Annotated in this window: 11 protein-coding genes; 10 read left to right on the forward strand and 1 reads right to left on the reverse strand. The window is 53.0% G+C overall.

The window, feature by feature from the left end:
- The first annotated feature begins 10 nt into the window (after positions 1–10).
- Positions 11–874 (forward strand): YicC/YloC family endoribonuclease, encoded by an 864-nt coding sequence (locus tag G6041_RS18300; RefSeq protein ID WP_004388465.1) that lies wholly within the window; start codon positions 11–13, stop codon positions 872–874.
- Between the two features lie 172 nt (positions 875–1,046).
- Positions 1,047–1,664, forward strand: a complete 618-nt coding sequence (locus G6041_RS18305) for a trimeric intracellular cation channel family protein (RefSeq protein WP_012126236.1) — start codon at positions 1,047–1,049, stop codon at positions 1,662–1,664.
- Between the two features lie 29 nt (positions 1,665–1,693).
- On the opposite strand, the gene ligB is transcribed toward G6041_RS18305, so the two are convergent.
- Positions 1,694–3,379, reverse strand: a complete 1,686-nt coding sequence (ligB, locus tag G6041_RS18310; protein WP_054628537.1) for an NAD-dependent DNA ligase LigB — start codon at positions 3,377–3,379, stop codon at positions 1,694–1,696.
- 257 nt (positions 3,380–3,636) lie between these two features.
- On the opposite strand from ligB, the gene gmk reads away from it, so the two are divergent.
- From gmk to G6041_RS18350, 8 genes are all read left to right on the forward strand, one after another.
- Positions 3,637–4,260 (forward strand): guanylate kinase, encoded by a 624-nt coding sequence (gmk, locus tag G6041_RS18315; RefSeq protein ID WP_004387719.1) that lies wholly within the window; start codon positions 3,637–3,639, stop codon positions 4,258–4,260.
- A 54-nt stretch (positions 4,261–4,314) separates the two neighbouring features.
- Positions 4,315–4,590, forward strand: a complete 276-nt coding sequence (gene rpoZ / locus G6041_RS18320) for a DNA-directed RNA polymerase subunit omega (protein WP_000135058.1) — start codon at positions 4,315–4,317, stop codon at positions 4,588–4,590.
- A gap of 19 nt (positions 4,591–4,609) precedes the next feature.
- The gene (gene spoT, locus G6041_RS18325) at positions 4,610–6,730 is read left to right on the forward strand and encodes a bifunctional GTP diphosphokinase/guanosine-3',5'-bis pyrophosphate 3'-pyrophosphohydrolase (protein ID WP_004387718.1); all 2,121 of its coding nucleotides are present in this window, start codon (positions 4,610–4,612) and stop codon (positions 6,728–6,730) included.
- 4 nt (positions 6,731–6,734) lie between these two features.
- Complete coding sequence (trmH, locus tag G6041_RS18330; protein ID WP_012126234.1) at positions 6,735–7,424, forward strand: tRNA (guanosine(18)-2'-O)-methyltransferase TrmH; 690 nt, start codon at positions 6,735–6,737, stop codon at positions 7,422–7,424.
- Between the two features lie 3 nt (positions 7,425–7,427).
- The gene (recG, locus tag G6041_RS18335) at positions 7,428–9,509 is read left to right on the forward strand and encodes an ATP-dependent DNA helicase RecG (protein ID WP_012126233.1); all 2,082 of its coding nucleotides are present in this window, start codon (positions 7,428–7,430) and stop codon (positions 9,507–9,509) included.
- Positions 9,510–10,068: 559 nt separating this feature from the next.
- Positions 10,069–10,608 carry a fimbrial protein gene (locus G6041_RS18340; RefSeq protein ID WP_041460649.1) on the forward strand — a complete coding sequence of 180 codons (540 nt, stop codon included), beginning with the start codon at positions 10,069–10,071 and terminating at the stop codon, positions 10,606–10,608.
- An 84-nt stretch (positions 10,609–10,692) separates the two neighbouring features.
- Positions 10,693–11,400 (forward strand): fimbrial biogenesis chaperone, encoded by a 708-nt coding sequence (locus G6041_RS18345; RefSeq protein WP_029039178.1) that lies wholly within the window; start codon positions 10,693–10,695, stop codon positions 11,398–11,400.
- 13 nt (positions 11,401–11,413) lie between these two features.
- Positions 11,414–13,876, forward strand: coding sequence for a fimbria/pilus outer membrane usher protein (locus tag G6041_RS18350; RefSeq protein ID WP_012126230.1), 2,463 nt, complete (start codon positions 11,414–11,416; stop codon positions 13,874–13,876).

Raw genomic sequence — 13,876 nt, forward strand, 5'->3', positions numbered from 1 at the left:
GGGTACTTCTATGATCCGCAGTATGACCGCCTACGCCCGGCGAGAAATTAAGGGTGACTGGGGCAGCGCCACCTGGGAGCTGCGTTCAGTGAACCAGCGCTACCTGGAAACCTATTTTCGTCTGCCGGAGCAGTTCCGCAGCCTTGAGCCCGTGGTGCGCGAGCGCATCCGTACCCGTCTGACACGCGGTAAAATCGAGTGTAGCCTGCGTTTTGAGCCCGATGCCAGCGCGCAGGGTGAGCTTATCCTCAACGAAAAACTGGCGAAGCAGCTGGTTTCTGCCGCTAACTGGGTAAAACTGCAAAGCGATGAAGGCGAAATCAACCCGGTCGATATTCTGCGCTGGCCGGGTGTCATGGCTGCTCAGGAGCAGGACCTTGATGCTATCGCCGCCGACATTCTCGCCGCGCTCGACGGCGCGCTTGACGATTTCATCGTCGCTCGCGAAACCGAAGGCCAGGCGCTGAAAGCGCTTATCGAACAACGTCTCGAAGGCGTCAGTGCTGAAGTCGCTAAAGTACGAGCGCATATGCCAGAAATCCTTCAGTGGCAGCGCGAGCGCCTGGTGTCGAAGCTCGAAGAAGCGCAGGTGCAGCTTGAAAATAACCGCCTGGAGCAAGAGCTGGTGATGATGGCGCAGCGTATTGATGTCGCGGAAGAACTCGACCGCCTCGAAGCGCACGTTAAAGAAACCTATAACATCCTGAAGAAAAAAGAGGCCGTCGGTCGTCGGCTGGACTTCATGATGCAGGAATTTAACCGCGAATCGAACACGCTGGCGTCGAAGTCAATTAACGCTGAAGTGACCAATTCCGCCATCGAACTCAAAGTATTAATTGAGCAGATGCGCGAGCAGATTCAGAACATCGAATAACTTTTAAAAGGCCCGTCAGGGCCTTTTTTCCTTACAGCCACATCCATTCTCGCCTTTTACTCACTTCTCATTTTGCCTTAAAAAAACTAATCCGAAAGCGCTTGCCTTAGAAAATCTCAATCGTGATGCCCTTCACGAATCGTTACCCTTTGCAGCCGATTTGGGGGGACCGATGTTACTGCATGTACTTTATTTAATTGGCATTACCGCAGAGGCGATGACCGGCGCTCTGGCGGCCGGCCGTCGCCGTATGGATACTTTCGGCGTCATTATCATCGCGACGGCAACCGCGCTTGGCGGCGGTTCCGTCCGGGATATCTTACTTGGCCACTACCCGCTGGGCTGGGTAAAACACCCTGAATATGTCGTGATCGTCGCCGCTGCTGCGGTGATCACCACGTTTGCCGCGCCCGTGATGCCTCACCTGCGGCGTCTTTTTCTGGTGCTGGACGCGCTGGGGCTTGTCGTTTTCTCCATTATCGGCGCGCAAATCGCACTGGATATGGGCGAAGGCCCAATCATCGCCTCGATAGCCGCTGTTGTAACGGGCGTCTTTGGCGGCGTATTACGCGACATGTTCTGTAAACGTATCCCGCTCGTCTTTCAAAAAGAGCTGTACGCAGGCATCTCTTTCGCCGCCGCGGTGCTGTATATCACCCTGGAGCACTATGTCTCAAGCCACGATGTTGTGGTGATAGCAACTCTGCTGTTCGGCTTTACTGCTCGTCTGTTAGCGCTGCGCTTTCGCCTCGGGCTACCGGTTTTTCATTACCGCGCCGGGACACACTGAGAGGCTGTCCGCATCGTCGCACCCGTAATTTATGGCAACGCGAAGCCGTCAATTCGCTGAGCTGCCAGCCATTCGGCAAGCGCAGCGATATCCGGGTGGTGGATATAACTGACAAGCTGGCGCGCACGTTCGGCACCAACACCAGGAAGCGTCTGCCAGCTTCGCTCATCACGTGCCTGTAGCTGTTGCCATTTATCATCTGTCAGCGCCTGCCAGTCCCGTGCGGGTAAAGGTAAACCAAGCGCTTTTACCCAGCGCTGAAAAGGCTGCTGACGGGTCAGGTTGAACTGATGCCAGAGCTGTGCCGCGCGCTGCGCGCTAAAACCCGGCGTTTGTTTTAAGGCATCAACGCTGAGCGCAAGCCAGGAAAAGAGGTGCTCAAAATGATGGTGCTCTGATAACTGACGCCACGTTGCTTCACCCATGCCCGCGAGATCAAATACGTGCTTTCCGCTAAGCCAGACCAGACGTGAAATAAACTGCTCTTCGCAACCGGTAGTGCCATACAGACAGCTCAGCGTATCGAAGCGTGCGGTTGGCGGCACTGGCTTAATACGCTGCGTTGGCCGCCAGATAACCGCATCCAGCCGTGGAATTCCCTGACCAGCAAGACTGATTTCCACCTGATCGCCTTCAGCCAGATCGAGTTTTTCCCAGCGCGCCAGCGAACCTATACTCACTTTAGACACCTTTTTATCATCAAGCGTTACCGGCTCCAGTTGGGCCACAACGCTTATTTTGCCGGTCCGACCAACAGCAAAACGCAGCGCTTTAATTTCTGTTATCTGTTTCGCAGGCGGATATTTCCATGCCACAACCCATGAGCCTTCGCCCGGACGCCAGCTTTTTCCGGGCGGCTCCCTGCCTTCGCGAATTACGACACCATCGGTTACAAACGGCAGCGGCTCGCTGAACCACTGCTCCCGCAGGCGTGCAACGTCCGAAACTGAATGTACCGGCTTACTCCAGGCTTGTGCCAGCGGGAACCCACCTTCCGCCAGCGTGGACAACCGCGCCTCCATCGCTTTCGGGCCATCCGGCCACGCCCAGATAAACAGATCCAGATCGTTTAGCACTGATGACACCGTACTACGCATCATTGCCCCCGCCACCTGCCCTCGTGCGTTGATGCCACCATCCTGCTGCTGACGATGCCCTGTCTGGCGCAGGAAAAGCTCGCCCTGTAACACGCTGTCAGCCAGCTCACCTGTTACCTGCAAAGGTATTGCCGGAATATGTCGGGCCCGCGCCGTCCAGTCCTCGCCCCGCTCGCCATCGCCACGACTGATAACCTGTTGCAGTTTGCCTTTCCGATACACCAGCGAAACCGCCACACCATCTACCTTTGGTTGTACCCACAGATCCGTTTTGCCGTGCATCCATTGCGAAAGTGAAGTGGCATCTTTGAGCTTTTGCACACCAGTATGGGCGACAGGATGGCGCGTGCGTCCTGCGGCAAGCGCTACTGGCGCGTCGTTGAATACTGGCAGCGCAAAACAGGTCTGCCATGCACGAAGCCTTTGACGCATGCTGTCATATACCGCGTCGCTGACCTTATTTTCGCCATGCAGCCAGTACGCTTCATCCCAGCGCGTCAGTTGGTTTTCCAGCGCCGCGACCTCCTGTTGTGCCTGCTGCGGCGTCCAGTCAGGACAGGCCGCATAAGCGCCTGCGGATGCCAGAATGATAAGCAGTAAGAAAATCGTAATACGCACATTTCACCCCCTTCGCTTTTCTGCCGGGACGGTAATACATGACGTAGCCTGGCTGCGATGGGAGTTGTTACGTTTTACGAGAGGTTTTCCAGGGATTTTCGCTGATTGCATAAACGAGACAATTTTTCTGGATATTGCCTCGCAAAAATGCGCAAAGCGACGTGAACCCTGCGACAAAGACTACGCCAGCGTAGCGCGACGTGTATAATAAGGCGGTATACGCACCTCTTTTCGCATACCAACAGACGTAAAACCACATGGCTCAAGGCACGCTTTATATTGTTTCCGCTCCCAGTGGCGCGGGTAAATCCAGCCTTATTCAGGCTTTTCTGAAGACGCAACCGCTTTATGACTCTCAGGTGTCGGTGTCGCATACCACGCGCAATCCGCGTCCTGGCGAAGTTCATGGCGAGCACTACTATTTCGTTAATCACGACCAGTTTAGGGCGATGATTGCTGAAGACGCGTTTCTTGAACATGCGGAAGTGTTTGGCAACTATTACGGCACGTCACGCGCTGCGATTGAGCAGGTACTGGCAACCGGCGTCGATATTTTCCTGGATATCGACTGGCAGGGCGCGCGGCAGATCCGTGAAAAAATGCCTCAGGCGCGCAGCATTTTTATCCTGCCGCCGTCTAAGGAAGAGCTGAACCGCCGCCTGCGTGGGCGTGGTCAGGATAGCGAAGAGGTGATTGCAAAACGTATGGCGCAGGCCGTGGCGGAAATGAGCCACTATGCGGAGTACGATTACCTTATCGTGAATGACGATTTTGATACCGCGCTGGCTGACTTAAAAATCATCCTGCGCGCCGAACGTCTGCGTATGAGCCGCCAGAAGCAGCGACATGACGCTTTAATCACCAAACTATTGGCAGACTGAGCGTAGTTTCAGTATCATGCCCAGTCATTTCTTCACCTGTGGAGCTTTTTAAATATGGCACGCGTAACTGTTCAGGACGCTGTAGAGAAAATTGGTAACCGTTTTGACCTGGTGCTGGTCGCCGCGCGTCGCGCTCGTCAGATGCAGGTGGGCGGTAAAGATCCGCTGGTACCGGAAGAAAACGATAAAACCACCGTTATTGCGCTGCGTGAAATCGAAGAAGGTCTGATTAACAACCAGATCCTCGACGTGCGTGAGCGCCAGGAGCAGCAGGAGCAGGAAGCCGCAGAACTGCAGGCCGTTACCGCTATCGCTGAAGGCCGTCGTTAATCACTAGTGCGGGTAGCCCTTGTATCTGTTTGAAAGCCTGAATCAACTGATTCAACAATACCTGCCTGCGGACCAGATTAAGCGTCTGCAGCAGGCCTATCTCGTTGCACGTGATGCTCACGAGGGACAGACACGTTCAAGTGGCGAACCTTACATCACTCATCCAGTAGCCGTGGCCTGTATTCTGGCCGAGATGAAGCTCGACTATGAAACGCTCATGGCTGCGCTACTGCATGATGTGATTGAAGATACACCTGCTACCTACCAGGACATGGAACAGCTGTTCGGTAAAAGCGTTGCCGAGCTGGTGGAAGGGGTATCGAAGCTTGATAAGCTGAAATTTCGCGACAAGAAAGAGGCGCAGGCCGAAAACTTTCGCAAAATGATCATGGCAATGGTGCAGGATATCCGCGTCATTCTGATCAAACTCGCTGACCGCACCCATAATATGCGCACGCTGGGCTCTCTGCGCCCGGATAAACGTCGCCGCATCGCCCGTGAAACTCTTGAAATCTACAGCCCGCTCGCTCACCGCCTCGGTATTCATCACCTGAAAACCGAACTGGAAGAGCTGGGATTCGAGGCGCTTTACCCTAACCGTTACCGCGTTATTAAAGAGGTCGTTAAGGCTGCGCGCGGCAACCGTAAAGAGATGATTCAGAAGATCCTTTCTGAAATCGAAGGGCGTTTGCAGGAAGCTGGAATTCCGAGCCGCGTCAGCGGCCGCGAAAAACATCTTTACTCCATCTACTGCAAAATGGTGCTTAAAGAGCAGCGTTTTCACTCGATCATGGATATCTACGCGTTTCGCGTGATCGTGAAAGATGTTGATACCTGCTACCGCGTGCTTGGTCAGATGCATAGCCTTTATAAGCCGCGTCCCGGCCGTATGAAAGATTACATCGCTATCCCCAAGGCGAACGGCTATCAGTCGCTTCATACCTCAATGATTGGTCCGCACGGCGTACCGGTCGAAGTGCAGATCCGCACCGAGGATATGGATCAGATGGCGGAGATGGGGGTTGCGGCGCACTGGGCTTATAAAGAGCACGGCGAGAGCAGCACTACCGCGCAGATCCGCGCCCAGCGCTGGATGCAGAGCCTGCTGGAGCTGCAGCAGAGCGCAGGCAGTTCCTTTGAATTTATCGAGAGCGTTAAATCCGATCTCTTCCCGGATGAGATTTACGTTTTCACGCCGGAAGGGCGCATTGTCGAGTTGCCTGCGGGTGCGACGCCTGTCGATTTCGCCTATGCGGTGCACACCGATATCGGGCACGCCTGCGTCGGCGCACGCGTCGATCGCCAGCCCTATCCGCTGTCTCAGTCACTCTCCAGCGGTCAGACGGTAGAAATTATTACTGCCCCGGGCGCTCGCCCGAACGCCGCCTGGCTCAATTTTGTCGTCAGCTCCAAAGCGCGCGCTAAAATTCGCCAGATGCTGAAAAACCTCAAGCGCGATGACTCGGTGAGCCTTGGTCGCCGTCTGCTGAACCATGCACTGGGCGGCAGTCGCAAGCTTGCAGAAATTCCGCCGGAGCATATCCAGCGTGAGCTTGAGCGTATGAAGCTCGCAACACTTGACGATCTGCTGGCGGAAATCGGTCTCGGCAACGCCATGAGCGTGGTGGTCGCGAAAAACCTGTTGCAGGGTGAAGCCACCGCCAGCAACCAGCCGAACGTGCCCGCATCCGGCCACAGCCATCTGCCAATCAAAGGCGCGGATGGCGTGTTGATTACCTTCGCGAAATGTTGTCGTCCGATTCCAGGCGACCCGATCGTGGCACATGTCAGCCCGGGCAAAGGCCTCGTTATCCATCATGAATCCTGCCGGAACATCCGTGGCTATCAGAAAGAGCCCGAGAAATTTATGGCGGTCGAATGGGATAAAGAGACCGAGCAGGAGTTTATCACCGAGATCAAGGTGGATATGTTTAACCACCAGGGCGCGCTGGCAAACCTGACGGCGGCGATTAACACTGCCGGTTCAAATATTCAGAGCCTGAATACCGAAGAGAAAGATGGCCGCGTGTACAGCGCCTTCATTCGCCTCACGGCGCGCGATCGCGTACATCTGGCGAATATCATGCGTAAAATCCGCGTGATGCCGGACGTGATTAAAGTCACCCGTAACAGAAACTAACTGTATGAATTCTCAGCGTTACGCGCGTATCTGCGAGATGCTGGCCCGGCGTCAGCCCGATCTCACGGTCTGCATGGAGCAGGTGCATAAGCCTCATAATGTCTCGGCAATCATCCGCACCGCAGACGCGGTGGGTGTGCACGAAGTCCACGCCGTCTGGCCTGGCAACCGCATGCGTACCATGGCCTCTTCCGCCGCTGGCAGCAACAGCTGGGTGGAAGTGAAAACCCATCGCAATATTAGCGATGCGGTGAACCACCTGAAAGCGCGAGGCATGCAGATTCTCGCGACTCACCTTTCTGATAAAGCGGTCGATTTTCGTGAAATCGACTATACGCGCCCGACCTGCATCCTGATGGGCCAGGAAAAAACCGGTATTACCGAAGAGGCGCTAAGCCTCGCGGATCAGGACATTATCATTCCGATGACAGGCATGGTGCAGTCGCTGAACGTTTCTGTCGCCTCCGCGCTTATCCTTTATGAAGCGCAACGCCAGCGGCAGAACGCGGGCATGTACCAGCGCGCCAACAGCACTTTGCCTGAAAAAGAACAGCAGCGCCTGCTGTTTGAAGGCGGCTACCCGGTGCTGGCGAAAGTGGCGAAGCGTAAAGGCCTGCCCTATCCTCGCGTGAACGAGCACGGTGAAATCGACGCGCCACAGGACTGGTGGGCCACTATGCAGGCTGCGGAGTAAACGATGCGCGGCCGTTTGCTGGATGCCGTACCGCTAAGCTCACTGACCGGCGTGGGCGCCAGCCAGAGCGCAAAGCTCGCAAAAATCGGCCTGCATACTATTCAGGATCTGCTGCTCCATTTTCCCCTGCGCTACGAAGACCGCACCCATCTTTACCCCATCAGTGATCTTCTGCCTGGCGTATACGCCACGGTGGAAGGCGAAGTGCTGAACTGCAATATCACGTTTGGCGGCCGCCGCATGATGACCTGCCAGATCAGCGACGGCACCGGCATCCTGACGATGCGCTTTTTCAATTTCAACGCCGCGATGAAAAACAGCCTGGCGACGGGCCGCCGCGTGCTGGCCTATGGCGAAGCAAAACGCGGTAAATATGGCGCGGAAATGATTCACCCTGAGTACCGTATTCAGGGTGATGTCAGCACGCCGGAAATGCAGGAAACCCTGACGCCCGTTTATCCAACCACTGAAGGGGTGCGTCAGGCAACGCTGCGTAAGCTGACCGATCAGGCGCTGGAGCTGCTGGAAACGTGCGCCATTACCGAGCTGTTGCCGCCAGAGCTGTCACAGGGGCTAATGAGCCTACCGGAAGCGTTGCGTACGCTGCATCGCCCGCCGCCAGATATGAAGCTCGAAGATTTAGAGAGCGGCCAGCACCCTGCGCAGCGTCGTTTAATTCTGGAAGAGTTGCTGGCCCATAACCTGAGCATGCTGGCGCTTCGCGCCGGCGCACAGCGCTACCACGCACAGCCGCTTGAGGCTCGTGATGCGCTTAAGCAACAGCTGCTCGCCTCGCTGCCGTTCAAACCCACCGGCGCGCAGGCGCGCGTGGTGGCGGAAATCGAGCGCGATATGGCGCTGGATATTCCCATGATGCGGCTGGTTCAGGGCGATGTCGGCTCTGGCAAAACGCTGGTGGCAGCACTTGCCGCGTTGCGCGCGATCGCGAACGGCAAGCAGGTGGCGCTGATGGCGCCCACGGAACTGCTCGCCGAACAACACGCCAACAATTTCCGCAACTGGTTCGCGCCGCTCGGGATTGAAGTGGGCTGGCTGGCGGGCAAGCAGAAAGGAAAAGCGCGCCAGGCGCAGCAGGAAGCCATCGCCAGCGGCCAGGTTTCTATGGTCGTCGGCACACATGCGATTTTCCAGGAACAGGTACAGTTTAATGGCCTGGCGTTGGTCATCATTGATGAACAGCACCGCTTTGGCGTGCATCAGCGTCTGGCGCTCTGGGAAAAAGGACAGCAGCAAGGCTTTCATCCGCATCAGCTGATCATGACCGCCACGCCAATACCCCGCACGCTGGCCATGACGGCGTATGCCGATCTGGATACGTCCGTTATCGATGAACTGCCGCCAGGCCGCACACCCGTCACCACCGTTGCCATTCCTGATACACGTCGCGGCGATATTATTGAGCGCGTACGCAGCGCCTGCCTTGAAGAAGGCCGTCAGGCATACTGGGTATGTACGCTGATTGAAGAGTCGGAGCTGCTGGAAGCGCAGGCCGCGGAAGCGACCTGGGAAGAGCTTAAAACCACGCTGCCTGAACTCAACGTCGGACTGGTGCATGGCCGTATGAAACCTGCCGAAAAACAGGCTGTAATGCAGGCGTTTAAGCAGGGCGAGATGCATCTTCTGGTCGCGACCACCGTTATTGAAGTCGGCGTGGATGTCCCTAACGCCAGCCTGATGATTATCGAAAACCCGGAGCGACTCGGCCTTGCGCAGCTTCATCAGTTGCGCGGACGCGTCGGGCGCGGCGCGGTGGCCTCGCATTGTGTACTGCTCTACAAATCTCCGCTCTCGAAGACAGCGCAGATTCGCTTGCAGGTGCTTCGCGACAGCAACGATGGCTTTATGATAGCACAAAAAGATCTCGAGATACGCGGGCCTGGAGAGCTGCTCGGCACTCGTCAGACGGGCAATGCCGAATTCAAAGTGGCGGATCTGTTACGCGATCAGGCAGTTATTCCTGAAGTGCAGCGAATCGCACGACATATTCATGAGCGTTATCCCGAGCAGGCAGCAGCATTGATCGAGCGCTGGATGCCGGAAACCGAGCGGTATTCTAACGCCTGAAGTGACTTGTACTTTTATCATCGCTAATTTTATCCGTTTTTCGGTTCTATGCTCTGGAATTTTATATGTTTACCCCTTCAGCTTGTTGTCGCTGCCGCCAAGACGGAACCTATTCTTTCTCAATAAAAGCCCTGTGAGCATTCATTGAATGCATAAAATCACTTTTTAATAATTCACATTTAAAATCTTATATAAGTGCATAACCATATATCTATTATATGTATCACTTCATTTATATTATTCTGCAAGCGGGAAAAGAGAGATAAAAATGAGAATTTTGCCTGTCCGCTTTCAGAAAATAAAGATTAAATCCATAACCACATAACACAACACATTCATTAGTCAAATAATACATTACTCCTCTGATTCAATGGTAAAGCACAATTAGTCAAGAAACAAAAAGACCGCATTGCCAATAATCCACCCCACTATTAATTGTGCGATATCACTACCCAGAATCAATATTGGCTTTATAGCCTTCCTGCCAGCGCACAAATTTTAATTCAGGATGATATGTGGTCTGAATTTTCAGGCTATTTACAATAAGGGAGTGGTTATTATGAAAAAATATGCATTAGTGCTTGCGCTGAATGCCATTCTCGCAGCGGGAGTGGTTCAGGCTGCAGAAAATGATGTTTCAGCGACGCTTTCTGTATCAGGCACAGTTAAAGATGCGTCCATGGGTTGTACAATTGAATTTGTTCAGCCGACTGTCGATATGGGAAGCCGTGATATCGATTCTTTGCCATTGCAGGGACATCATGTCGATGGAGCTCAACTCACCGCGGTCACAGCAAACTTTATCGGCAACTGCACCAAAGATGGCCAGTTAGCTCCGAACCTCTCATTTACCAGCATCGTTGATGATGCAGAAGGTAATGCACTGGTTAACACTGCAACCGGTTCTACCGCAGCGACAGGATTAGGCGTTGGCATTTACTCTTATGCAGGCAATGTGATTACGCCTAACGGTAGTCCGGTTATAGGTACCGGTAAAGAGAGCACCATGTTTTACATAGGCATGGTGAAACTTAACGGTGCTACCCCGACACCGGGCCAGGTTCAGTCATCATTAACCATGCAGATAGAATCACTGTAAAACGTTATTTTTAAACCATCAGGCCCGGTGATGTTTATTCATCATCGGGTTTGCATTCACTATAAGTATTTTAGGTTTTATAAAATGAGAAAATTGATCCTGACGACAATTCTTGCCGCAAGCTGCTGGTCAGGAATGGGCCATGCTGCCCTGACATTGAGCGCAGATCGTCTGGTTTATAGTGAAAAAGATGGCGATGCGTCCATCACTATTCACAGTAATGAAGATCGCGCCTATTTAGTGCAGTCCTGGCTGGATGCCGGCGACAGTACGGTAAAAAAAGATTTGCCCTTTGTGGTGACACCACCGCTGTTTCGCCTGGCGCCCAAAAGCGACAACGTTATTCGTATCGTTTACCTGGGTAATGGTTTGCCAGCCGATCGCGAAAGCCTTTTCTGGCTGGATGTAAAGGGCGTACCTGGATTAACTGATGAAGAGTCGAAAGTACCCAACCGCATGGTACTGGCAATCAATAATCGCATTAAATTTTTCTACCGGCCCGCAGGCCTGCAAGGCGACCCTGGCGATGGCGTAAAAAATGCTCACTGGAGCCACTCAGGTAATAAATTATCTGTTAAAAACTCATCACCTTATTACCTGGTATTAAGCAAAATTATTGCTGATAAAGAATCTATTAAGGTTTCTGTTGTAGATAATAATACAGTTATCCCACCCTTTGGAGAAAAATCATACACGCTCAAACATACTCCAGCGAGCGGTTCCAGCGTTGAGTGGGATGGTATTAACGATTTTGGCGTGACCTCTCAAACTTATTCTCAGCACCTTGAATAAATGAAAGGGCGCTATGCGTGGTAGCAAAGTAAAATGGCTCGCCTCGTTTGTCATGTCAGCCATTTTTTGCCGAACGGTGACAGCAGGAGAGTATTTTGATCCTGGTCTGCTGCAGAATATTGATGGGAAAGCCGCATTAAGCGACACAAGCTTATTGAGTCAGGGCTATCAGCCCGCCGGAACGTATCGCGTTCATATCAACGTGAACGAAAAACCGATAATGATGAGCAGCGTGCGGTTTGAGCCGGATAAAAATAAGCAGCTAGTTGCCTGCCTTTCTTTCAAAGCTTATCAGAAGCTTGGGGTGGATATGAGCAAGGTTAGTTCTAAAGCAGAAGACAACGAACTCAAAAACACCTGTGTGCCTATGGAAGAGCAAGTTCCAGGGGCTAAATCGTCTTTCGATTTCTCAAAGCTGCAGCTGGACATTACCCTACCCCAAACAGTACTACGTGATGAAAGCGTTCAGGGAGTTCCTGAAGAAGAGTGGGACGATGGCATTCCGGCGATTATTAGTAATTATCAGCTATCAGGCCAGCAATACCTTAAAAAAGGCGAGGGCACGGAAGACTCCACCTACGCCAACCTGACAAATGGTGTGAACATCGGCGCGTGGCGTTATCGCAATAACTCGGCGATCAGTAACAGCGAAGGCTGGCAGAGCATCACCAATTACGTTGAAACTGCGATCCATACACTGAAAAGCGAACTGACCGTTGGGGATTCCAGCACACCCGGCGACGTCTTCGACAGCTTGCTGATTCGGGGCGTACAGCTTTCTTCCGATGACGATATGCTGCCTGACCAACTCAATGGGTTTGCGCCCATTATTCGCGGTATCGCCAAAAGCAATGCACGAGTCACGGTACGCGAAAATGGTTACGTAATTTATCAGCGCTCTGTGCCGCCGGGGCCCTTCGTCATCAGCGATCTCGCCTCGGTGTCAGACGGCGGAAAATTAGACGTTGTCGTAACGGAAGCGGATGGTTCGGAGACACACAACACCCTCGCTTATTCCAGTGTGCCGCAGTTATTACGAACCGGACAGATGAAGTACAACCTGTCGGCAGGGCGTTATATGTCCGGTACCAGTTCGTTTGAGCATAAACCTGATGTTATACAAGCGGTCATAAGTCGTGGCTTGCCGCTGAATACTACGCTCTACGGTGGTGCGCAATATCATGACCGCTACCGGGCATTTAGCCTGGGTCTGGGCATGGATATGAAAAGCCTGGGAGGTATCGCAGCCGATCTCACCGAGAGTAAAGGTCGCCGTGGTAATTCACAGGAAGCCGACGGAAAAATGATCCGCCTGACGTACCGTAATTACATTCCTGATAGTGATACACAGATTCAGGTAGATAACCGCTATTACACTGGCGATTACCTTTCTTTCAGCGACTGGGCAACAGCAGAAGATTTGTTTGCTGATACGCGCAGGCGTCGGGAATATAATCTGTCGATTAACCAGTCGCTTGATGACACCAATAGCTTCTATACCACGCTGAGTCGTAGCGAAAACATGGATAACTCTGTGTCTCGCATGTGGCAAATCGGCTGGAATGGTTCATTAAAAACGGTGAGCTTTTCGTTAGCTTACAGTATGTCTCGTAGCGAGAGTGAAGCCCGTTGGGATAAACAACTGGCGTTAACGCTGTCGATCCCTCTGAGCGAAACCTTCCCGACGACGCAGCCAATGGTCAATTACACGGCAACCTCAGGCCTGGAAAGGGACCTTAATAATCAGTTGGGCATTAACGGAAAAGTTGGCGATAGCCAGGATATGCACTGGAACACCCAACTCTCGTATGCGGCAAAACATGGCGAATCGAGCACAAAATCTGGCTCTGCCGGGTTCGATTACCAGGGCAACTACGGCGATCTAAACGTTACTTACAACGCCGATCAAAATAATTATATTTCCTGGAATGCCTCGGGCAGCGTGGTAGGGCATCGTCATGGCGTGACATTTGGGCGTAACTCCACAGGCAGTATGGCGCTGGTATCTATACCTGGTGTACCAGACGTACCGCTGGAAGGTGGGCAGGATTTACATACTGACTCACGTGGCTATGCGCTGGCTACGGATTTACGTTCTTACCACCGCAACAGCCTGAGCGTTGATACGCAAAAAGCAGGTAAAGATATCGATTTCGCCAGTACGTCAACTCAACTTGTACCTACAAAAGACGCCGTCGTATTGGCTGAATTTACCGCTATCCGCGGTCGCAAAGCGGTTTTTACGATTAATTATAAAGGTGAAGTTCTGCCCTTTGGCACAAGAGCGCATATTGAAGGCATGGATAACGCCTATTACGTAGGCGATAAAGGCCAGGTTTATCTCAACGCCGTACCGGATAAAGGCATATTAACTTTTAAATGGGGTGAAGATAAAAGCTGTTCTACTCCCTTTGAGATGCCGGTAAACCAGACGCCAGCATTACCGATTGTTTTACTCACTCTCAACTGTCAGTAA

Origin of the sequence: Cronobacter sp. HA18003 (assembly GCF_011605905.1) — a bacterium.
Lineage (GTDB): Bacteria > Pseudomonadota > Gammaproteobacteria > Enterobacterales > Enterobacteriaceae > Cronobacter > Cronobacter sakazakii.

Bases quoted from the DNA above. Each gene is read 5' to 3' on its own strand.
- G6041_RS18300 (WP_004388465.1), top strand. From the start codon at position 11: ATGATCCGCAGTATGACCGCCTACGCCCGGCGAGAAATTAAGGGTGAC.
- G6041_RS18350 (WP_012126230.1), top strand. From the start codon at position 11,414: ATGCGTGGTAGCAAAGTAAAATGGCTCGCCTCGTTTGTCATGTCAGCC.
- gmk (WP_004387719.1), top strand. From the start codon at position 3,637: ATGGCTCAAGGCACGCTTTATATTGTTTCCGCTCCCAGTGGCGCGGGT.
- G6041_RS18340 (WP_041460649.1), top strand. From the start codon at position 10,069: ATGAAAAAATATGCATTAGTGCTTGCGCTGAATGCCATTCTCGCAGCG.
- trmH (WP_012126234.1), top strand. From the start codon at position 6,735: ATGAATTCTCAGCGTTACGCGCGTATCTGCGAGATGCTGGCCCGGCGT.
- rpoZ (WP_000135058.1), top strand. From the start codon at position 4,315: ATGGCACGCGTAACTGTTCAGGACGCTGTAGAGAAAATTGGTAACCGT.
- recG (WP_012126233.1), top strand. From the start codon at position 7,428: ATGCGCGGCCGTTTGCTGGATGCCGTACCGCTAAGCTCACTGACCGGC.
- G6041_RS18305 (WP_012126236.1), top strand. From the start codon at position 1,047: ATGTTACTGCATGTACTTTATTTAATTGGCATTACCGCAGAGGCGATG.
- G6041_RS18345 (WP_029039178.1), top strand. From the start codon at position 10,693: ATGAGAAAATTGATCCTGACGACAATTCTTGCCGCAAGCTGCTGGTCA.